This is a genomic window from Clostridium pasteurianum, assembly GCF_001705235.1.
GTDB lineage: Bacteria > Bacillota > Clostridia > Clostridiales > Clostridiaceae > Clostridium_S > Clostridium_S pasteurianum_A.
Window position 1 is genome coordinate 2,930,668 of the sequence record NZ_MCGV01000001.1, and the last position, 22,837, is coordinate 2,953,504.

The 22,837-nt window shown below is 29.9% G+C and carries 13 protein-coding genes and 1 other annotated feature; of the genes, 10 read left to right on the top strand and 3 right to left on the bottom strand.

All coding sequences use genetic code 11. The features are described 5' to 3' along the window. Positions 1-187: 187 nt before the first annotated feature. The gene (locus BEE63_RS13200; protein WP_066021828.1) at positions 188-1,198 is read right to left on the bottom strand and encodes a DUF5050 domain-containing protein; all 1,011 of its coding nucleotides are present in this window, start codon (positions 1,196-1,198) and stop codon (positions 188-190) included. A gap of 611 nt (positions 1,199-1,809) precedes the next feature. Next, positions 1,810-2,028: a binding site (T-box leader), on the top strand. Positions 2,029-2,153: 125 nt separating this feature from the next. Between BEE63_RS13200 and ileS the strand changes: the two genes are divergently transcribed. The 5 genes from ileS to BEE63_RS13225 all read left to right on the top strand — a co-directional run bounded on the left by ileS (position 2,154) and on the right by BEE63_RS13225 (position 14,245). Then, positions 2,154-5,261: an isoleucine--tRNA ligase gene (gene ileS / locus BEE63_RS13205; RefSeq protein ID WP_066021829.1), complete on the top strand. Its 3,108-nt coding sequence runs from the start codon at positions 2,154-2,156 to the stop codon at positions 5,259-5,261. A 294-nt stretch (positions 5,262-5,555) separates the two neighbouring features. Continuing rightward, positions 5,556-6,557, top strand: coding sequence for a LacI family DNA-binding transcriptional regulator (locus BEE63_RS13210; RefSeq protein WP_066021830.1), 1,002 nt, complete (start codon positions 5,556-5,558; stop codon positions 6,555-6,557). Positions 6,558-6,936: 379 nt separating this feature from the next. Beyond that, complete coding sequence (locus BEE63_RS13215; RefSeq protein ID WP_066021831.1) at positions 6,937-10,998, top strand: AAA domain-containing protein; 4,062 nt, start codon at positions 6,937-6,939, stop codon at positions 10,996-10,998. Between the two features lie 540 nt (positions 10,999-11,538). Beyond that, positions 11,539-12,372, top strand: a complete 834-nt coding sequence (locus tag BEE63_RS13220) for a Cof-type HAD-IIB family hydrolase (RefSeq protein ID WP_066021832.1) — start codon at positions 11,539-11,541, stop codon at positions 12,370-12,372. Between the two features lie 73 nt (positions 12,373-12,445). Then, positions 12,446-14,245, top strand: a complete 1,800-nt coding sequence (locus tag BEE63_RS13225) for a MutS-related protein (protein WP_066021833.1) — start codon at positions 12,446-12,448, stop codon at positions 14,243-14,245. A gap of 563 nt (positions 14,246-14,808) precedes the next feature. Here BEE63_RS13225 and BEE63_RS13230 read toward each other — a convergent pair. Beyond that, positions 14,809-15,843 (bottom strand): 3D domain-containing protein, encoded by a 1,035-nt coding sequence (locus BEE63_RS13230; protein WP_066021834.1) that lies wholly within the window; start codon positions 15,841-15,843, stop codon positions 14,809-14,811. A 205-nt stretch (positions 15,844-16,048) separates the two neighbouring features. Between BEE63_RS13230 and BEE63_RS13235 the strand changes: the two genes are divergently transcribed. Then, positions 16,049-16,945: an aldose 1-epimerase family protein gene (locus BEE63_RS13235; protein ID WP_066021835.1), complete on the top strand. Its 897-nt coding sequence runs from the start codon at positions 16,049-16,051 to the stop codon at positions 16,943-16,945. A gap of 403 nt (positions 16,946-17,348) precedes the next feature. Continuing rightward, positions 17,349-18,419: a histidinol-phosphate transaminase gene (gene hisC, locus BEE63_RS13240; RefSeq protein WP_066021836.1), complete on the top strand. Its 1,071-nt coding sequence runs from the start codon at positions 17,349-17,351 to the stop codon at positions 18,417-18,419. A 615-nt stretch (positions 18,420-19,034) separates the two neighbouring features. Here the strand turns inward: hisC and BEE63_RS22575 are convergent. Next, positions 19,035-19,226, bottom strand: coding sequence for a patatin-like phospholipase family protein (locus tag BEE63_RS22575; RefSeq protein WP_081312545.1), 192 nt, complete (start codon positions 19,224-19,226; stop codon positions 19,035-19,037). A 308-nt stretch (positions 19,227-19,534) separates the two neighbouring features. Between BEE63_RS22575 and BEE63_RS13250 the strand changes: the two genes are divergently transcribed. The 3 genes from BEE63_RS13250 to BEE63_RS13260 all read left to right on the top strand — a co-directional run bounded on the left by BEE63_RS13250 (position 19,535) and on the right by BEE63_RS13260 (position 22,779). Beyond that, a complete protein-coding gene (locus tag BEE63_RS13250; RefSeq protein ID WP_066021838.1) occupies positions 19,535-20,731 on the top strand; it encodes a polysaccharide pyruvyl transferase family protein in 1,197 nt (398 codons plus the stop codon). A gap of 175 nt (positions 20,732-20,906) precedes the next feature. Further along, positions 20,907-22,091: a sensor histidine kinase gene (locus tag BEE63_RS13255; RefSeq protein ID WP_081312546.1), complete on the top strand. Its 1,185-nt coding sequence runs from the start codon at positions 20,907-20,909 to the stop codon at positions 22,089-22,091. Positions 22,092-22,113: 22 nt separating this feature from the next. Beyond that, a complete protein-coding gene (locus BEE63_RS13260) occupies positions 22,114-22,779 on the top strand; it encodes a response regulator transcription factor (protein ID WP_066021839.1) in 666 nt (221 codons plus the stop codon). The last annotated feature ends 58 nt before the right edge of the window (positions 22,780-22,837 follow it).

Below are 22,837 nucleotides of genomic sequence, written 5' to 3' on the forward strand. Positions count from 1 at the left end.
TTTAAATATTCACATTGATCCATTAATTTGTATATTTAAGTGGTGATAAATAACATTTTTAACGTCAACGTAAAGTTTAACTTTAGTTTATTAACGAGTGAAGTAAAGTTAATATCATTCACTTCAGTTTTACCTAACCAATCATTTTTGTTTAATTAGATGACGCCTCTTTTATTTATAGAAATGTCTATTCTAGCTTCATAACATTACTTCCATTACTTTTCATAACATAATTAAACGTCTCTCCATTTTTAGTACCATCAAAGAATACAAAATCATTTACAACATTTATATTTGATATATTTGAAAGTTCATCAGGATTCATAGTGACTTTACTAAAATTACTGGTACTTATTTTAAAGAAAGAATTTTTCTTATTATTACTTGAATATATATAATTTGCACTTAAATTTAAATAGTGTGATGGACTGCTGTCTATTTGCTGTCTCATAGTTCCATCTTTTTTGATTTTATATAAAGTGCCATTATTTGAATCATTGGTATAGTATAAATAATCTCCATAATTATTTATATAAATTGATGTATCACTGTTTAATTTTGTTTCATTTTTACCATTAATGTTTATTTTGTATAGATAATTTCCCATAGTTTCATTTTGATAGTATACGGTATCTCCTACAACTGCAATATAGGAAGAATATGAGCCGTTTAATTTTTGCTTTCCCAGGCCATCTTTTTTTATTTTATAAAGCTTATTCTTATCCAGTTCATTTTGATAATAAAGATAATCCCCTGAAAGATTTAAGTAAAATACTTTATCATCGCTGAGCTTTGATTCCTTAAAATTACTCTTCTTTATTTTGTATAACTTTCCATCATCAGATACGTTTCTGTAATATATAAAACTATCATCTGAATTAAGGTAATATGCTTTATCAGAAGTTAATTTGGTTTTGTTAGAACCATCATAATTTATTCGATATATACCTGTATTATTACCGTAAGTTACAGAATAGTATATATAATTTTTATCTTCACATGCAGTTCCATAGTTGGCTGTATTCCCAATTGAGTTTCCATTTCCCACACAATCCTTTTTATATTTATTGTAAAGCACTTCATTTCCCGTTGGCTTTACAGCAGTATGTTTAGAAGCTTTACTTATGTAAGTATTGCTTTTACACCCACTAAATAAAATTGTTGCTATAATAATAGAACATAAAACAAATTTCTTCAAAGTTATCACTCCTCTAAATTATCTAATTGAATTTTAAAAGTTTAAAAATATTGCGAAATAAGTTGGGGGTTTTTCGTCATCTAATGAGGCGAAAAAGGTTATAGTCGGCATAGCCGAGGTGAGGTGTATTAACATTGCTTTGCTCGTTAATAGGTACGGGGTTCGCCTGGGGCAAAGGTTATAGATGATTTTCTTCCGCTGACGCTCCCGAAAATCTAAAAATTAAAATTTAAAGCTTTCTGTAGAGAAGCAGAGAAAAGCTATCATTAACTTTTGGCAACTAAAAACCACAAACTTATTTTGCATTTTTTTAAATTACGAATTGAAGTTGTACATAAATAATGTATTTTATTAATAATTCTATCCAATATTGGAATAAATAAAACATAAGTTTTTATTGTTTAATTATTTGAAGGGCAAAGCAAAGTTAAGTGCCTCAATTCAGGCCTCAGGCTGACATCTCAAATTAACGGGCGAAGCAAAGTCAGCACCCCTCACCTCGGCTTCAGCCTACCACCAACCCTTTTCAACTCGTTAGATGGCGAAAAACTCCCCACTTGACATCAATAGCCTCTTGCAATATAATACAAAATAAGCTATAATAAACTAGTAAAATGGTGTAGAAAGGGAAAAGTACTTAGATAAAAGTTATCAAGAGAGCAGGGATAAGGTGAAAACTCTGCAACTTAATTTAAGGAAGATCGCCCTGGAGCTGGAGACTGAAATTATAGTAAGTTTTCCCGTAATTCTGCGTTAAAGAATAGGGCATTAATAAGTGCTTGAAATGAAGCCATAGGTGGTATATAAGCGAATTTAACTTCGTCCTACTTTATAGGATGGAGTTTTTTATTTTAAGCAATTTTATGAGAAATGTGCTGAATTGTAGGAATTTATGACCTTTGCATTTCTTATGATATGTTGAATAAAAATTCATGTTATAGAAAGGAGTTTCATAATGTATAAGAAAGTTGATGCTAGCAAATCATTTGTTGACATGGAAAGAGATGTACTGAAATTATGGAAACAAAAACAAATAGTTGAAAAAAGTTTTGATTCCAATCAAGATGGAGAATATTTCACATTTTATGATGGACCTCCAACGGCAAACGGAAGACCGCATGTAGGTCATATACTTACTAGAGTTATGAAAGATCTTATTCCTAGATATAAGGTAATGAAAGGATATAAGGTTTTAAGAAAAGCTGGATGGGATACTCATGGACTTCCTGTTGAGCTTGAAATAGAAAAGAAACTTGGAATTTCAGGAAAGCCTCAAATAGAGGAATATGGAATTGAAAAGTTTGTTAAAGAATGTAAAGATAGTGTTTTTTCCTATGTAAGTTTATGGAAAGATATGTCAGAAAAGTTAGGCTATTGGGTTGATATGGATCATCCTTATGTAACTTACCATAATGATTATATTGAGTCTGTATGGTGGGCTTTAAAACAATTATGGGATAAAGGACTTTTATATAAAGGTCACAAAGTAGTTCCTTATTGCCCTAGATGTGGAACTGCACTTTCATCTCACGAAGTTGCTCAGGGATATAAAGATGTAACGGAATCAAGTGCCTTCGTTAAATTCAAGGTAAAAGGTGAAGAAAATAGATATATACTGGCATGGACAACTACACCATGGACACTTCCAAGTAACGTAGCTCTTGCAGTAAATAAAGCTTATGATTATGTAGAAGTTATAAATAATGGTGAGCATTTAATTCTTGCAAAAGCACTTTTAAATGTACTTGATGGCGAATATGAAGTTGTTGATGAATTTAAAGGCGAAAAACTTTTAGGAATGGAATATGAACAGCTATTTAAATTTGAAGTTACAGATAAAAAGGCATTCTATATAGTACACGGTGATTTTGTAACTTTAACAGATGGTACCGGAATAGTACATATAGCACCGGCTTATGGTGAAGATGATAACCTCTTAGGAAAGAAATACGATTTACCACTTATAAATTTAGTTGATACTCAGGGTAAATTTGTAGATGCTGTTACTCCATGGAAGGGAATCTTCGTAAAGAAAGCAAGTAATAAAATACTTAAATACATGGAAGAAAATAAAACTTTATATAAATCTGAACAGTTTACTCACTCATACCCTCATTGCTGGAGATGTGATACTCCATTATTATATTATCCACGTGACAGCTGGTTTGTAAAAATGACTGCTTTAAGAGATCAGCTTGTTGAGAATAACAATAAGATTCATTGGTATCCTGATAATATAAGGACAGGAAGATTCGGTAAGTTTGTTGAAAATGTTATAGATTGGGGTATAAGTAGAGATAGATATTGGGGTACTCCTCTTCCAATATGGGAATGCGAATGTGGTCACAAAGAATGTATTGGAAGTGTAGAAGAACTTAAAGAAAAAGGAATTAATGTTCCTGATGGTATAGAACTTCATAAACCATATATAGATGAAGTTAAGCTTAAATGTCCAAAGTGCGGAAAGGAAATGACAAGGCAGAAAGAAGTTATAGACTGCTGGTTTGATTCAGGTTCAATGCCTTTTGCACAACTTCATTATCCGTTTGAAAACAAAGAGTTATTTAATAAGATATATCCTGCGCAGTTTATATCAGAAGCTGTAGACCAGACTAGAGGTTGGTTCTATACATTGCTTGCACTTTCCACAGCTATATTTGGAAAGAGTTCATTTGAGAACTGTATAGTATTGGGTCACGTTCTTGATAAACGTGGACTTAAAATGTCAAAGCATAAGGGAAATGTAGTAGATCCTTTTGATGTTTTAGATAATCAGGGAGCAGATGCTTGCAGATGGCATTTCTACACAGCTAGTGCACCATGGCTTCCAACTAGATTTTCTCAGGAAGATGTAGCTGAAACTCAAAGAAAGTTCCTAAGTACTTTGTGGAATGTTTATTCTTTTTACGTACTATATGCAGAAATTGATAAATTTAATCCAAATGATTATAAGGACTTTGTTTCTAAGAATGTCATGGATAAGTGGATTGTTTCTAAATTGAATACACTTATAAAAGATGTTGAAAATCACCTTGATAATTATGGAATAACAGGGGCTGCTCTTGAAATACAGGATTTTGTCGATGATCTTTCAAATTGGTATGTAAGAAGAAATAGATCAAGATATTGGGTTCAAGACATGACTGACGATAAAATAGGAGCATATGTTACTTTATATAATGTTCTTGTTACTTTGTCTAAGGTAGCTGCACCTTTCATTCCATTTATGACAGAGGAAATTTATCAGAGCCTTGTTTTAAGCATAAATAAGGATGCTGAAGAGAGTGTACATCTTTGCAAATGGCCTAAATATGATGAAAGTGTCATAGATAAAAGTCTTGAAAATGAAATGGAGCTTGCTATAGATATAGTTAAGCTTGGAAGAAGTGCTAGAAATGGTGCTAATATAAAGAACAGACAACCGCTTTGCGAAATGCTTGTAAGTACGGAAGCTCTTCCTAACTATTATGGAGACATAATAAAGGATGAATTGAATGTTAAAAAGGTTGAGTTTGGAGCAGATCTTTCTAAGTATGTTGATTTTGAAATAAAACCTAACTTACCAGTGCTTGGAAAAACCTATGGAAAACTTATTCCTAAGATAAGAAAAGAAATTTCATCCATGGATCAGATGGAACTTGCTCAGACTGTAAAGGGAGGAAATTCTGTAAAGATAACAGTAGATGGAACTGAAATAGAATTAAATAGCTCAAATCTTCTCGTTACAATGCAGGGATTAGAAGGCTTTGCTTTTGCAGGACATGGAGAAATAGGAATAGTTCTTGAAACAACTATAACACCTGAGCTTAAAGAAGAAGGATACTTAAGAGAAATATTAAGTAAAGTTCAGAATATAAGAAAAGAAAGTAACTTTGAAGTTGCAGATAAAATAAAACTTTATGTTTCAAAGAATGAAAAACTTATGAATGTAGTTAAAAAATTTGAGAATACTATAAAGAAGGAAACTTTATCAACAGATATAATATATGAAGAAAATGAAAAAGCTTCTACTTACAACATAAATGGAGAAGAATTAAATATATTTGTTGAAAAAAGTAAGTAAATTAAAGGTAGTTTTAAGAAATATTAAGCATGGATTAAGGCTTTAAAGGCTTTAATCCATTTGCTGACTTAAGACTTGGGGTTTTTCGTCATCTAACGAGATGGAAGAGGCCTTGTTTTGCCATTAAAGCTACAGTTTAATAAAATCTGAGTAACTAAAATATTGATATTTTTATTTAATTTATAGAAAGTTTTTGTTTTAGTAGGAAATATAACATAAAAATAGTATAATTATTAGTATGAGTAAAATATATATTAAAATAGTTTAAATAATAGGATTATAGGAGTGATTTTTATGGCTGCCTCTATTAAAGATGTTGCTAGAGAAGCAAGAGTATCCATTGCAACGGTTTCTAGAGTTTTAAATAATGTAGACGTTGTAAATGAAGAGACAAAGAAAAAAGTAATGGAAGCAATTAAAAAATTAGATTACAGGCCTAATATAGTTGCAAGAAGCCTTAAAACGCAAAGAACAAGAACAATTGGAATCGTTATACCAGATATATCAAGTCAGTTTTACCCTGAAATAGTAAGGGGTGCGGAAGATGTTGCTAATATATATAACTATAATGTTATTTTATGCAATACAGATCTTGATGTATCAAAGGAAAAAGATTACATAAGGGTTTTAAAGGAGAAAATGGTTGATGGAGTTATTTACATGAGTAATTCATTAGCACCAGAAATACTTAATCTTTTAAATGAACTTAAGATTCCTACTGTCCTCGTTGAAACAAGGGAAAGTGAAGATGAAAACGCTTTTCCAAGTGTAACCATTGATAATGTAAAAGCAGCTTATGATGCAGTAAATTATTTAATAAAAAAAGGCGATAAGAAGATTGCCTTCGTTGGTGTAAATCCTAAAATAAAAAATGCCAGTGCTGTAAGAATACATGGTTATGAGAAGGCTCTTAAGGACAATAACATACCATATGATAAGGATTTAGTACAGTTTGGTGGCTTAAAAGCAGTAGATGGTTACGATGGGATAAATGCCATAATCGCCAAAGAAAAAATAGACGCTGTTTTTTGTGCTTCTGATGAAATTGCAATGGGTGTTATAAACGGGCTCAGAGAGAACAATATAGAAGTTCCAAAGGATGTAGATGTTATGGGATTTGATAACATTTATACAGCTTCAATTTTTTATCCTAAGCTTACAACAGTAGAACAACCTACTTATGATATGGGCTCTGTTGGAATGAGAATGCTTATAAAGATAATAAATAAAGTAGAATTAGAACGTACGCATTACGTATTAGAACACAATATAATCGAAAGAGACTCGTGTGTGTAAAGAGAAATCTAGTGAAACTTAAATTAAGCATGTACCAAAATGCCAATCTTCAAGGCATTATGGTGCATGCTTAATTTTTAGTTGAACAGATTTCTCTGAGAAACCAAGCTAAGCAAGTATTAGTATACATATCGAATCCAATCTTCAAGGCATTATGGTGCATGCTTAATTTTTAGTTGAACAGATTTCTCTGAGAAACCAAGCTAAGCAAGCATTAGTATACATATCGAATCCAATCTTCAAGGCATCATTCAACCCAGCATAAAAAATCTCTTTGAATAATTGTAAATATATGGTATAATACTTATTAAATGGAAAATATAACCATATATTATAGGTTACAAAGAAAATGAAACTTTATTAATATGGGGGAGTTTGAATGGATACTAAGACTAAAGTAAAGGAGTTATTTTCTTACTTATTAAGTATAAAAAATATGAATGAAGATGTTATAAGAGATGCCAATAAATATGATAAATTATATTGGAAACATCAACTTAAAAGTAATAAAAATATTGTTGTTAATCTTGATAATTCAGAGGAGATATGGCTTGAGGTTAAAAAGGAAAATAAAGATTTATATGATTCCTTCTTTCAGCTTTATTTGAGGATACAAAAGAACAATGAAAACATTGAAATCGTATGTGGCAACTACCTATTATCGTGGTATAAAGAGAATAAAAAAATATTTCATCCCATATTCACTACAAAAATGGAGTTGAGTTTTGATGCAGAGAATGGGAGATTTATATTAAAACCTTATGATAATAAAACAACGCTTGAACTTGATATGTTTTCGGGAATTAAAATTCCTAACATGGATGAAATAATGAGAGTTAAAGAAGAATTTGAAAATGGATGCATAGATGTTCGTGATATAAAAAACGTTAAGGATATTCTGTACAAAATTGTACATTATCTGAGTTCTGAAATAAATCCAAAAGGAGAAATACAAAAAAATGTAGTATCCATAAACGGGATAAAGGCCTCCAAATATCCTGTGTTTTATAATGAAGCTGTAATAATTGTGAGGAAAACGGATAATAGACTATGGAATAAAGAACTCCAAAATATAATAGATAGTATAGATAGAGATTATCCTATACCTTCTCCAATAAAGGCGCTTGTTGAAACACAGGCTATAGAAGAGGATAAAGATGCGGTAGAAGGATGGAAAAAAATAAATGATAACTTGTTATTTCCACTTCCATATAATGAGGAGCAGAAGGAAGTTGTAAAAAAGCTTTCCGAAAATTTTGGTGTCGTTGTCCAGGGGCCTCCTGGTACGGGAAAAAGTCATACTATAGTTAATCTTGTATGTCATCTTCTGGCTAATGGTAAAAGAGTGCTTGTAACAAGCCAAACTGGACGAGCCCTAAAAGTGTTATCAGATAAAATACCTGAGGAAGTGAGGCCCTTATGCATAAGTCTTTTAGGTGATGATACGAAATCTCTTAGGGATTTAGATGATTCTGTAAGAAGAATAACTGAAAATTTATCTTTAAATCCAGATGATATAAATAAAGAAATAAAACCATTAGAGAATGAGCTTGCGTTTTGTAGGAAATATCAAGAAAAAACTTATACTAAAATAAAAGAATTAGAGTGTATTGAAAATAAGAAACTAAATATAGGCGGAAAATCCATGACACTTATGGAAATAGCAAAATGGGTTAACAGGAATGAGAATAGTTTAAATTGGTTAGATGATGAAATTCCCGTAGATTCGGTGTGCCCATTTAATAATGGTCAATTTGGACATTTCATATATCTGCTAAATAATATAAGTAAGGAAGATTTAAAAAAGGTAAATTGTTCAATGAAGGTACTGGATGAGATACCTGATTATGATAATATATGCAGAAACTTTGAGATATATACTACAAAAATTCATAGTAAAGATAAGGATAATTTAAAAGGATGGGCAATAAATTATAAAAATGAAACTAATATAGATTATGATAAACTTATACAAATTATAGGAAAAGCTGAAAGAAAGATGGAGGAGATAGAGAAAAGCTGGCTTAAGAATGTTATGAGGTGCTACTACTTTAGTGATGTAGAAAGACCAGAAATAAAAAATTTATTTGTCAGAAGCAGTGAGTACATACGCCATCTTTCAGATATACAAACTAGAATTGTATCACATAAGATAGCTATTTCTGATGAAATGGATTATAAAAAATTGTTCAATGATTTCAAGTATATTTATTCAGAGGTTAAACGTAAGGGAAGGATAAGCAGAATATTTAAAATGAGGCACAGAAATCTTCATTATATATTTGAAAAATGTACTGTAGATGGTGATAGCCTCCAATATGGAGATAAAATTGAAATATTAAAGCTTTATCTGGACAAGCTTGATATACAAAATAAGCTTATGGAATTATGGAATAATAGTGTGAAGAAGTTTAAGGGAGAAGAAATTAAAAAATTTGATGCGGATACTTTTATAAAATTGGAAAAGCAAATAAAAGATATTGGCGATATAGTAAATTGGAATGCTAATTTTAAAAATAAAGTAGTACTTAATATGGAAAATATAACTTTTTTAAATAAAATGGACTGGTACAAAAAAGAAACTTATACAAAAATAAAAAAGGGTGTTTTGAGTATTAAAAATATTGCAGAATATGAAAAGGCAAAAACTTTTTTAAGTGGATTAGTTAAGTTATCTAGAAGTACCTATGGGATAGAATGTATTGCAGATGCTATTGAAAGTAAGGACATAAAGAAGATAAAAAAGGCATATTCTGAGGTACAAAAACTTAAAAGTATGGTTGATACGGTTAAAGAGATAAATACTTTTAAAAATAGACTTGAAAAGGCTGCGCCTATATTTACAAGTAAGCTTTTAAATTCTGATGATAGAAGTAAATATAAAAACTTAAATGCAGCTTGGAAATGGAAGCAGATGAATGATATTTTAGACAAATCTCATAAATTAAAAACGGAAAATCTTGAGGAAATAATAGAAAATGAGAAGACTAAGGAAAGGGTTCTCATTGGAAAAATTGTATCCAAAAGAGCATGGTTAAATGAAGTTTTAAATACTACTAATGTGCAAAAGAGGTGTCTTTATGCATGGCTTCAAGCTGTAAAGAAAATAGGAAGAGGAACAGGAAAATTTGTACTTAAGTACAGAAAAATGGCACAGGTTGAAATGGAAAAATGCAAGGATTGTATACCTGTATGGATAATGCCAATTAATAAGGTTATAGAAAATATAAAATTGAGTTCTAATCTTTTTGATGTAGTAATATTTGATGAAAGTAATCAAAGTGATATTTTTGGCATAAGTGCATTGTTTAGGGGAAAGAGAGCTGTAATAGTTGGAGATGATAAGCAGATAAGTCCTCAAGCTGTTGGAATTGAAGAGGAAAGTGTGGATGAGCTTATAAATAGATATCTTAAGGAGATACCTCATTCACAGTGGTTTGACTTACAGACAAGCCTTTACAATACCGCTCTCAGAGTATTTCCAGACAGGCTGCTTTTAAAGGAGCATTTTAGATGTGTTCCAGAAATAATTGGGTTTAGTAATAGTATGAGTTATTCAAACGAAATTGTACCACTAAGATATCCTAAGCCAAATGAAGCTTTTAGTGAGCCTGTAAAAGCAGTAAAGGTTAAAGATGGTTTTAAGGATAATATGAGACAAACTAATGAAAATGAGGCAAAAGCGCTTGTAGATGCTATAATAGGTTGCTGTTCTGATTCTAGATATAACGGTATGAGTATGGGAGTTATATCTCTCCTTGGAGATCAGCAGTCAGAGCTTATTGAAAGTATGCTTAGACATAGACTTGGTGAGCGAGAGATGCTTAAAAGAAAAATTTTATGTGGCGATGCTTTTTCATTCCAGGGTGATGAAAGGGATATAATGTTTTTGTCACTTGTGGTCTCAAATGGAAGTAAAATTTCATCCTTGACACGTGAATCGGATTTAAGGAGATTTAATGTTGCTGCAAGTAGGGCAAGAAACCAAATGTGGGTGTTTTATTCAGTAGATGAAGACAAGCTTAGCAGTAATTGTGTTAGAGCAAAATTTTTACGATATTGTCTTGATCCGGCTTTAAGCAAAAATAAAAATCATAAGAATAAGATGATACTTGCAGATGATTTTGAAAAGGATGTTTTTAATAATATAAGGCAGAGGGGATACAATGTGAAACCTTTTGACGATCTTAGAAAATATAAAGTGGACTTTATAGTTGAGGATTCTTCGAATAGAATTGCTATAGCATGTGATAGTGGAAGTTATAGTGATATGGAAAATTGGGAAAAGCAAAGAGAAAGACAAATGGCACTTGAAAGGGTAGGCTGGAAATTCTGTAGATTAAAGGGAAGTGAATTTTACAGAAATCCAAAAATAACTATGGATAACTTATGTGTTAAATTGGAGAGCATGGGCATAAAAAGCATACAGACTGTGCAGTAACAGTAGTTTGGAACATATTAAATAAAGCTCATAAGACTAAGCCCCAAATAATGAAAATACTAAGAAATTTTAATAACTCGCTGGGAAGATTACTCAGACAAATTAAAATTACTAAGTATTTTTATTATTTGGCACAAAGTCTTATTGAGCTTTATTTAAATTGTTTCCAAACTACTGTTACTGCACATATGGGGAAAGGCAAGGAAGATTTTCTTCCGCTTGGCTACTGAAAATCTGAAATTAAAGCTTGCATAAAACTAAGCTTTAAATTATAAAAATCATAAGTACCAACGGAATTTTGGAACGGTTTAAATAAATTATGATAAATATTAAGGGCAAATTATCAAAAGACTTAGAGATTTCAACTGTTTGAACGATAGTGAGTTTTGAAATATCTTAGGATTTTAATAATTTGCCCTTTAGATTTATCAAATTTATTTAATGTTCCAAAATTCTATTTTAAACTTCAACTTGTGTTATATAACTCTGTAGTATAAAATAATTGTGGTTACACAATATTTTGAATGCGGGTGATAAATAGTGAAATACAAACTAGTGTGTGTAGATATGGATGGAACACTTTTAAATAGCAGAAGATTTGTAAGTGATGCAACTAAGAATGCAATTAAAAGAGCTAGTGCTCTTGGAGTAGATGTTACTGTAACCACTGGTAGAATTTATGCAAATGCTAACTATTATTCAAGACTAATTGGTGTGAAATCGCCTGTTATTGCATCAAATGGTGCTATTATAAGAGGTAAAGGTAATGAAGTTATCTATGAAAATGTTATCAATATAGATATTTTAAAGAGTGTTCTAACATTATGTAAAAAATTTAATATGGGAATAAACTTTCATACATGTGATAGTATTTTATGTGCTGGTAAGCTTATGTATATAATGATGCTTAGTTTCTTTTTTAAGTTTATACTTAAGTCAAAACCAGAAAAAATTAAAGTTAGATATATTGGAAATTATGATAAGTTTATGGAGAAGCTTAAGAAGAATAATAACATAATAAAGTGTGAAGTAATCGATCTAAATTCAGGGAAAATAGCTGAACTCAGGAGAGAAATAGAAAAAATAGATGGCATAGAGATAGCAAGTTCAAGCAAAAATAATATAGAAATTACATCTAAATCAGTTTCAAAAGGAAATGCTATTAAAATTCTTGCTAATTATTATAATATTAAGAGAGAAGAAATAATTACTATAGGTGATAGTGAAAATGATTTGTCTATGATAGAGTATGGTGGTTTAGGAGTTGCTATGGGAAATGGAACCGAAAAGGCAAAAAAGGCTGCTGACTACATTACAGAGACTAATGATAATGATGGAGTTGCTAAGGTTATAGAGAAATTTATTTTGAAATAGTAGTTGTTACATGTATTTCAAATAATATACATATGTGATATAATTGTAGAAGTGAAAAGAAAGGAAACTTGTTATGGAGAAAAGTAAAGAATTTATAGATAAAATAGAGCAGCTTAAAATCGAAAAAACGAAATTGAAGCAAAATTACAATATGATGAGCCTTATGAGGTTTTGTGTTTTTATTGCAGCAGTTTCATTTACATATTTTTTAGTGAAAACTCCATCCATATTTATACTCTTAGGAGCAGTTTTATCTTATGTTTTATTTGTGTATATTTTAAAAATACATGGAAACATATCGGAGAATCTTTTAATAATAAATAGCTTGATTGATGTAAATGAAAAGTACTTAAAAAGAATAGATGGAACATGGACATCATTTGATGATTGCGGAGAAGAATTTAAAGAAGAGGGATATCCGTATTTAAGCGATTTAGATATATTCGGGAAGAAATCGCTATTTCAACTCATAAACACAACTAAAACTTTTTTAGGAAGAAAAAAATTAGTTAAGGCTTTGAAGAATCCAGAAAAGGATGTTAAGAAAATAAAATTAAGGCAGAAGGCTGTAAATGAACTTAAAGAAAAATTTGATTTCTGTCAAAGAATAGAAGCACATGGGGGAGAGGACAATTTAAAAAGTAGTCCTGAAGAATTATTTTCTGATTTAAAAGATACAAGACGTCTTTTTAAAAATCTATGGTTTCAAAATTTTATAAGGGTACTTCCTGTTATATCTATAGTAGTGAGTATAGTTATAATATATATGAGAATGAGAAATTACTACTGGGTTATAGGTGCTTTATTTGTATTACATATGTTTATAAATGTTATAGGATATTTAAAAATAGCCCCTGTTTTGAGCAGAGTATATAAAATAAGGAATGATTTGAAGTCGTATTTTAGAATACTTGATGATATAGAAAAAGAGGAATTTAAAAGTGATTATTTAACTAACTTAAAAGCTAGTCTATATTTTGACAATAAGCCGGCTTATAAAATATTTAAAAGTTTAACTAGTATAACAGAAAAACTTGAATTTAAAAATAATATTTTTGGCTATATTATTTTTGGAATTATAATGCTTTGGGATTATCAGTGTATTTATGAATTTCAAAGTTGGAAAGAAAAATATGGACTTGAAGCTCTTAAGTGGATTGATATTATAGGAGAAATTGAAAGTCTTTCAAGTCTTGCAGTGATTGCACAATTAAATAATCATATGGTATTTCCAGAGATTGCAGGAGAGGGACTTGTATTTGATGGAAAAGAAGTTGGTCATCCACTTATAGCTGAGGACAAGAGGGTAAATAATGATGTGGATATGACTGATAAAATTTTTATAATAACTGGTGCTAATATGGCAGGCAAAACCACATTTTTAAGAACTGTTGGAATAAACTTAGTTTTGGCATATGCAGGGGCTCCTGTTTGTGCTTCTAGTCTAAAGTGCTCTGTGGTAGATATATATACTTCTATGAGGATAACAGACGATTTAAATAACGGTATGTCTACATTTTATGTTGAGCTTATGAGAATAAAGAAAATGATAGAGAATGTAAAGAAAAAAGCGCCAATGCTTTTTTTAATAGATGAAATATTTCATGGTACCAATGCTAATGATAGGATAGCAGGAGCAAAGAAGGTACTTCAAATTTTAAATGAACCGTGGATTTTTGGACTCATCTCTACTCATGATTTTGAACTGTGTGAATTAGAAGATGATAAAAAAAGTAGAATAGTAAATTATCATTTTTCAGAAACGTATTTAGAAAATAAAATATTATTTGACTATAAAATTAAAACCGGACCATCAGATACTACAAATGCGAAATATTTAATGAAAATGATAGGTATAGATGTTGCGAAATAATAGTATATTGAAACATTAAATAAATCTCATAAGTCTAAGTTTCAAATTATAAAAATACTAAGAAATTTTAATAACTCGCTGAAAAAAAGCTCAAACAAATTAAAGTTTCTAAGTATTTTTATAATTTGGAACAAGACTTATTGAGGTTTATTTAAATTGTTACCAAAATACTATTATTTCGCTTAGAATAAAGCCAAGGAAGATTTTTTTCCGCTCCGCTGCGGAAAATCTGAATTAAAAGTTTATACAGAGTCAAACTTTTAATAACTTGTATATGATAAGAGCGCTTATATTAGATTAAGAAGGATAACGATCATATACGGGGTTTGGGTCAAAGACCCAGTATCATTCTTAATTATCAATAGGCATTTTCTATATTATTACTAGCAACTTCATATTAGCATTTTCTAAATAGCCCAAACCTCACGTATGATAATATTAATTCGCGATATGAAAAACTAGAGAAAATATATATTGAATTCTTCACCTGTTTTACAACAGAAAATATATATTGTTCTCTAGTTTTTATGTTCATAAGGTGTTATTAATTGTATATATTACAACTAATTTAGGATGTGTACTGTTACACTCTGTACACCCCAATTATTAGCATCTGCTTCTGTTGAGAAAAATAAATCAATTCTATTTCCTATGATAGCTCCACCGGTATCATCAGCTACTGCATATCCATAACCTTCAATGTAAAGTTTGCTCCCAGATGGTATAACTGTAGGATCTACAGCTACAGTACTGTAACCACCAGGATTTCTAACAGTCTGTGTTCCCCTTGCGGTAAAACCATCAGTAGAATATCCTGTTGCAACCATAGTAAGTGTTTTAACAGGTTGTCCTTTAAAGGATTGAATGCTTCCACTAGATTGAGTGCTGCTAGAACTCTTTGAGTTATTTTTATTTGCGGCCGCTGCTGCTGCCGCCGCAGCTGCAGCTTGCTGCTTTTGACGTTCTTCCTCAGCTTGTTTTGCTGCGAGTAACGTTTGTTCTTTTTTAGTTGTTTTGTCAAGCAAAGTCTTTTGATTGCCCATATCATTGCTTAAACTTGCTAAAATAGTTTCATTACTTTGCTTTAGAGCCGATATTTTGTTATTTTCATCGGTTAAAGTTTGTTTTTGTTTATTTATAGTTTCTTTTTCCTCTTTTACATTACCAATAACATTATTATCAAATTTTATTACAGTGGCAATAGCATTTGCTTTTTCTGCAAAATCACTTAAACTCTTTGAAGAAAAAATTATGTTTATATATGAATCTGTGCCGTTCATATACATTGATCTAACTCTTTTTTCAAATAAATCTTGTTGTGAATTTAAATTATTTTTTGCATAATCCAATCTGCTTTCTGTATTTTTCATATCAGCAGCTACTTTATTCATTTCTTTTTTGTTGCTGTCTATTTGTTTTAATACATCTTGAATTTTACCATTTAAATTCTGAATTTTGCCCTGTATATTTTTTTTGTCTTCTTGAGTTTGTTTTAATGCATCTGATTCGTTATTGGATGGTTGTGCAGCCATTACATTACTGTTAAGAGTAACGCTTAAAGCCAGCATTGTAATAACAGATAAAACTCTCTTATTCAATTGCTTTCCCCCTCAGATTTAATTATAACTTCTTCTATGATAACACATTAGGTGGCATATGTAAAATTTTAGGTGTCAAAATCTTACATAACAGTAAATTTGAATTAAAAAAACTGTTATATAATACAGGAGCATTTTATGTTAAAATATATAAGTGGATGCCTTTGAATCCAATTTAATAGTAAATGTTTAAGGAGTGGTAATAGTGTGTGTAAAATTAGAAAATGAAATTTTTAAAGTTGAGGTAGCAGAAAATGGAGCAGAACTTACAAGTCTAAAAAGTAAAAAAAATGAAAATGAATATATTTGGACAGCAGATTCTAAGTATTGGGGAAGACATGCACCTATTTTGTTTCCTATAGTTGGAAGACTTAAAAATAATCAATATAGAATTAATGATAAGGTTTATGATTTACCCCAACATGGCTTTGCTAGAGATATGAAATTTCAAGTTGAAAGTAAAAGTGATGATAAGGTTGTGTTTAAGCTTTTATGGGATGAAGAAACTATAAAAAAGTACCCATATAAATTTGAATTAAGAGTTACATATGTACTTAATGGAGATACAATTGAAATTTCTTATAATGTAAAGAACGTAGATGATAAGGATATAGTATTTTCTATAGGTGCTCATACTGGATTTAACTGCCCAGTCATTGGAAAGCAATCTGAAGAGGATGAGTTAAAGTTCAATAATTATTATTTTGAGTTTGAAAAGCCAGAGACAGTAGGAGTTTCAAGACTTAATGGCGATTCTTTGCTTAGAAGAAATACATCTCCATTTTTGTATGCTTCAAATATAATAAATTTAGATGAAAAATTGTTTAAGCAGGGAGTACTGATATTTAAAGATTTAAATTCAAAGAGTATTTCACTTAAGAATAACAAAAATAAAAGTACAATAACAGTAAAATTTGATGGATTTCCTTATCTTGGATTATGGTCTAAAGAAAGTGGTGCACCATTTGTATGTATAGAACCATGGTTTGGTCATGCTGATTTTGAAGATTTTAATGGCGATTTTAGAGAAAAAGAAGATGGAATTAAACTTGAAGCAGGAAAAGAATTTACATGTACATATTCTATTAGTATTAATGAATAAGCGGCTGGGCAGTAACAGTATTTTAGAACATTAAATAAAACTCATAAGACTAAGCTTCAAATTATAAAAATCCTAAGAAGTTTCAATAACTCGCTAAAAAGAAGCTCAGACAAATTGAAACATCTAAGTCTTTTTATAATTTGAAGCAAAGTCTTATTGAGTTTTATTTAAATTGTTCTTAAAATACTGTTACTGCCCATAAAGGGTAAAGGCAAGGAAGATTTTCTTCCGCTAGAGCTACCGAAAATCTGAATTAAAAGCTTTCTGTAGTGAAATGAAGGAAAGGTGTAATTGATTTACTACTTTTACGATTTACCACTTTAACGTGATAAAATTTTATGATATTATATAAATATACAATTTTATTTATACATACAAAAATTTTAGTTTAGAGGGTGAAGCTATGAGTAAGTTTTGGAATGAGCGTGTAAAAAAGTTAAAACCATATGTTCCAGGTGAACAGCCTAAAGATCAGAAATATATAAAATTAAATACAAATGAAAATCCATATCCACCGTCGCCTAAGGTAATAGAGGCTATAAATAAGGTTGCAGATTATAGACTTAAATTGTACCCAGATGCCAATTGTGATTCACTTAAGAAAACTATTGCTGAATATTACAACTTATCTCAAGATGAAATTTTTATAGGCAATGGTTCAGATGAAGTTTTGGCATTTTCTTTTATGACTTTTTTTAGTCCTAAGAAAACTGTATTTTTTGCAGATATAACATACAGTTTCTATAAGGTTTATGCCAATTTATTAGATTTGAATTGCAAATTAATTCCTTTAAAAGATGACTTTAGTATTGATGTAGATGAGTTTTGTAAAGATAATGGAGGAGTAATAATTCCAAATCCTAATGCGCCTACTGCAAAATATATTGGACTTGAAGCAATAAAGAAAATATTGGATTCAAATCCTGACTCTGTTGTTATAATAGACGAGGCCTATATAGATTTTGGTGGCGAATCAGCAGTTAAATTTATAAATGATTATCCGAACCTTTTAATAATTCAAACATTTTCTAAATCAAGAGCTTTAGCTGGTCTTAGAGTTGGTTTTGCAATGGGAAATCATGAGCTTATAGAAGGACTTGAGAGAATAAAAAATTCTATAAATTCTTATACTTTGGATACAATTGCACTTGCAGGAGCTGAAGCTGCTTTTAAGGATAAAGAATATTTTGAAGATACAAGAAAAAAAATCATAAAAACTAGAGATAGAGTAAGTGAAGAATTAAGAAAAATAGGATTTAAAGTTATTGATTCAAAAGCTAACTTTATATTTATAAGTCATCCTAAGGTTTACGCAGAGGATATATTTAAAGAATTAAGAAGAAGAGGAATATTAGTGAGATACTTTAATGATTCAAGAATTGATAATTATTTGCGAGTCAGCATAGGGAATGATGAAGAGATGGATAGGTTTGTGAAAGAAATTAAAGAAATTAGCAGCATTTTGGAACGTTAAACAAATTCTATAAATCTAAGATCAAAAAATAATGAAATACTAAGAGTTTTTAATAACTCCCTATCGGTCAGACAAATTAAAAACTCTAAGTATTTCATTATTTTTTGACCAAGATTTATTAGAATTTTTTTAAATCGTTCCAAAATGCTGCTAATTTCTTTTTGGGGTAAAACAAGGAAAAAATTCCTCCGTGCCTACGGAATTTTGGGCTTAGACTATGTTTGAGGTAAATGTTAAGACAGCATGTATTTTATACAGTAAGTAGATTAAAAAGTTATTACTAATCAGTAAATTAAGTTATAAGCTTTTCGTAGTGGAACGGAGAAAAGGTATCATTGTTTCACTTATAAAGCGAAGCAATAGTATTTTGGGAACGATTTAAATAAAATTCAATAAGCCTTGCCCAAAATTATAAAAAGACTTAGAAATTTTATTGTTATAATCTAGAGTTATAGTTCTGATGTCATCTTTTTCACGTACAAACATTCCTGAGTCGTAGTTTAAAGGAGTACTTACTAAATCTATAAGATATGGGAGTATATTTGTTTTACCTTTAAGAATATTACTTGCGGTTTTGTTTATTTTTATTCCGAATGTTGGCCACTCAGGTATTCCTTAAACATCGAAGATCCATATTGGAAAGTTGCTCAAGAGACCACCATCAACAATAAAACTGTATGGTGAAGTATTTTTTAGAATGTAGGGAGTAAAATAAAGTGGTATAGAACAACTCATGCGCACTGCTTTTGCAATACTGAATTCCATGGGATCAATATTGTATTTTCTTAGGTCATCTGGCAAAATCATTATTCTCCTCAAGTGCCTTGAGTACACCGACGTAGCCTATACCTAAAACACCTTCACCTTGAAACACTATATCAACGTTCATTTTGCTACCTCAAAATTTATGCTATCATAATATAAGTATTTTTTTGTAATGAAAATGGTACTTAAAAATGCTTATAATAGTCAAAAATTCTCGCAATTAATTATAGTTATAAAAATTTTACATTAATTTTATATTGAATTTATTTCCTAAATGTATAATATAAGTGATTTGGATAAAAATAATACTTTAGGATAGAAATACGCTGTGAATTTAAGAGGTGTACATTTTGAAAAATAAAATTGGTATAATGTATGATAACATAAGTGGAAATACGGGAGATGCAGCCATTGGTATTAGCCTGAAAAAAATGATGAAAGAACTAAAAGTGGATTTTGAAGAGGTTTTACTCAATGATATTTCTTCGTTTAAATATAATACTGTAATAATAGGGGGAGGGCACTTAATAAGGGAAAATAGTGACTTTTTTTATGATAAGTTTAAATTGAGGGGGAGAAATATTTTAAATGCTGTTGGTGTTGTTGGAAATCCTAAAGACTTATATTACTTAAGGGATTATAAATATGTTACCTTTAGGAGTACGGGTGATATGAAGAAGGCTCAATATACAGGTAAGGAAAGCAGTGTTGTACCGTGTACTACTATGCTTTTAGAGGATTTAAAAGGAAGTTTTCCTATAGAAATAAAAAAACCAAGCATTGGAATTCATCTTATTCCCAATCTTTTTTCAGGTGAAGAGGAGGAAATATTAATAGAGTGGATATCTAAACTGCCGTATAATATATATTTTATTCCAATAACGCATTATAATTACGATTATAATTATATGTATAAGCTTAGCAAAAGAATTGCGAATGCTACTATACTTCCCATAATGAAGCCTCTTGAAGTATTTACGGTTATGGGAAAGTTTAATTATGTTATTACATGTTCACTTCACGGTTCAATATTTTCATATATACATAATGTGCCTTTTATATTGATGGATCAGGAAAAAAGCAGATTCTTTCTTGAGGATAGAAATTTACAGGCAAATTTATTTGGAAATTTAGAGGAAATGATTAATTTATCAGAAGCTATGCTAAATAAACCTTTGGATTATTCTAAACTTATATCAAAAGATAAGAAAATTCTTGATAATCATATGAAAACAATAAAGGAACTTATTCCAGGCAATGGGGTTAGCTTAATAAATGAAAACAATAAAAATTGTGAAACAACTCAATTAAACATGCAGAACTCTATTCTTCAAAATAATATGAATAAATTAATATGTGAATTGGAGCAGTATAAAATAAACTTGGGAAATGCAAATCATGAATTAAATAAATGTAGAAAAAAAAGTTTATACTATCAAAATTCACTGTATAAAATCCATAATTCACGCGGATGGAAATTTTTAAAGAGACTTTATTCCATAGAAGATTTTGTAATGAAAAAAGTTAAAACTATATTTTGGTGTTGAGAATAAAAAAACATATCCTATTTTCTATTCAATATAAATAAAACTTCTCTTCTAAATCAGTATGTTTTTGGAAATAAATGATATTATGAACCAATCCAAGATGAGCTTCGATTAATTATAATTATGTGTAATTTTATGTTAAAATGTATATAAGCTTATTTTGGAGGAAGTATATATGAATAATAATGCAATACGTATGGTGATGGGAATTAATTATGGCATGTTTGTAATAATTATGATTATGGATTGTCTTTATAATTATAATAAATGGATTCCGATTATAACTTTATATTTAATTTTCATGACATTATACACAATTAATGCTTTTGCACTACATAATGTTCCAATAAAGGTAAGACGAAATAGGCTTGCATTTTTTTTATTATATTCTATTGAAGTTAGTTTAATATTTATAATTAATAGGATAGACACTACAATTATATCCAATAGTCTTTATTTCTTTATTATAGCTGATATAGTTATTGATGAGACTTATATTTGGAGTATTATATGTTCTTTTATTTTGTGTACAATATCATCTATTGCAATTTTAAACAAGCCTTACGATAAAGGTACTATTGTTATATTAATAATGGGTAGTTTCCTAATTCTTGTTATAGTTTATCTTATATTTTTTCTGATAAATAGACTTTTAAATCAAAACTTACTTATACAAGAATCACTAAAAGATGCAACTATAAAAAAGATGGAAAAGGATTCTATGTATGATGATTTAAGGGTTGCTTATGAAAAGGTAGAAACAATGACAGCACTTAAGGAAAGAAATAGAATTGCAAGGGAAATACATGATACTGTTGGACATACTCTTACTACAGTGTTAGTAGAAATTGAAGCATGCAAAAGACTTATGGCAAAAGATAATATAGAAAAGTCTCTAGAAAAACTTGACTTAGCTCAGGGGCAGGTAAGGAAGGGTCTTAATAGTATAAGAGAATCTGTACGTATACTTGAAAAGGGAAATGAGATAATGGATTTCTATTCTGAACTAAAATCCATTGCTGCTGAGACTGAAAAACATTCGGGCGTTATAATAAAATTTCAAGTAGATGAAAGTATAAAATTTAGTGAGGATCAGAAGAAAGTTATAATATCAACTTTCGTAGAGGGATTAACTAATGGTATAAAACATGGTAATAGTACAGCGTTTCTCCTAAAGATATATAGAGAAAATGAAAGAGCATACTTTTCACTGGAGAACAATGGAAAGGCATCAGATGTAATTGTGCCTGGTTTTGGATTGAGGGCAATGAAAGGTAGAGCAGAAGAAATAGGAGCAGATTTTAGTGTATTATCTAAAAGTGGAGAGGGTTTTGGAATATATTTATCATTTGAAGTTTAATAGTTATTATATGAGGTGAAATATGGATAATATAAAAATACTTATAGCAGATGATCAAACACTTATGAGAGATGGATTAAAGACAATACTTGAGCTTGAAGAAAATTTTGAAATAGTAGGGACAGTTCAAAATGGAGAAGAGGTTTTAAAGTTTTGCAAAGAAAATAGGCCGGATTTAGTGCTTATGGATATAAGGATGCCTAAAATGGATGGAGTAAAATGTACTAAAATATTAAAAAGCCTCTATAAAGATATAAAGATTTTAATACTTACTACTTTTAATGATACAGAATACATAATAGAAGCTTTAAATTATGGGGCAGAGGGATACATATTAAAGGACATAGAAGGTGATGAACTTATTAAAGCTGTAAATGATGCTTATAAAGGTTCACTTATGCTGCCATCAAAGGTAGCTAAAAAACTTGCTCAAAGTATTTCAAAAAGCACTGTTATTGTCGGTACTGAAGCTAAAAAAGTACTAAAAAATTTTTCAAACAGGGAAGAAGAAATTGCCAAAATGATAGTTGGCGGGTTTAATAACAAGCAGATAGCATCATCTCTTTTTATTTCTGAGGGTACAGTGAAAAATTATATAAGTAATATTTATGGTAAGATTGAAACTTCAAATAGGCTTGAGGCGGCTAAAATTTTAAAGTCTATGTTTGAAGATAAGTTTAGTCAATAAAAATGTTTGGTTTAGTCATTAAATATATGACCATGGTAACTTTTTTATTACTTTTAAT

Coding starts and splice junctions, on each gene's coding strand:
- BEE63_RS13225 (WP_066021833.1), top strand. CDS start 12,446: ATGGAGAAAAGTAAAGAATTTATAGATAAAATAGAGCAGCTTAAAATC.
- BEE63_RS13210 (WP_066021830.1), top strand. CDS start 5,556: ATGGCTGCCTCTATTAAAGATGTTGCTAGAGAAGCAAGAGTATCCATT.
- BEE63_RS22575 (WP_081312545.1), bottom strand. CDS start 19,226: ATGATTTTGCCAGATGACCTAAGAAAATACAATATTGATCCCATGGAA.
- BEE63_RS13260 (WP_066021839.1), top strand. CDS start 22,114: ATGGATAATATAAAAATACTTATAGCAGATGATCAAACACTTATGAGA.
- ileS (WP_066021829.1), top strand. CDS start 2,154: ATGTATAAGAAAGTTGATGCTAGCAAATCATTTGTTGACATGGAAAGA.
- BEE63_RS13255 (WP_081312546.1), top strand. CDS start 20,907: ATGAATAATAATGCAATACGTATGGTGATGGGAATTAATTATGGCATG.
- hisC (WP_066021836.1), top strand. CDS start 17,349: ATGAGTAAGTTTTGGAATGAGCGTGTAAAAAAGTTAAAACCATATGTT.
- BEE63_RS13215 (WP_066021831.1), top strand. CDS start 6,937: ATGGATACTAAGACTAAAGTAAAGGAGTTATTTTCTTACTTATTAAGT.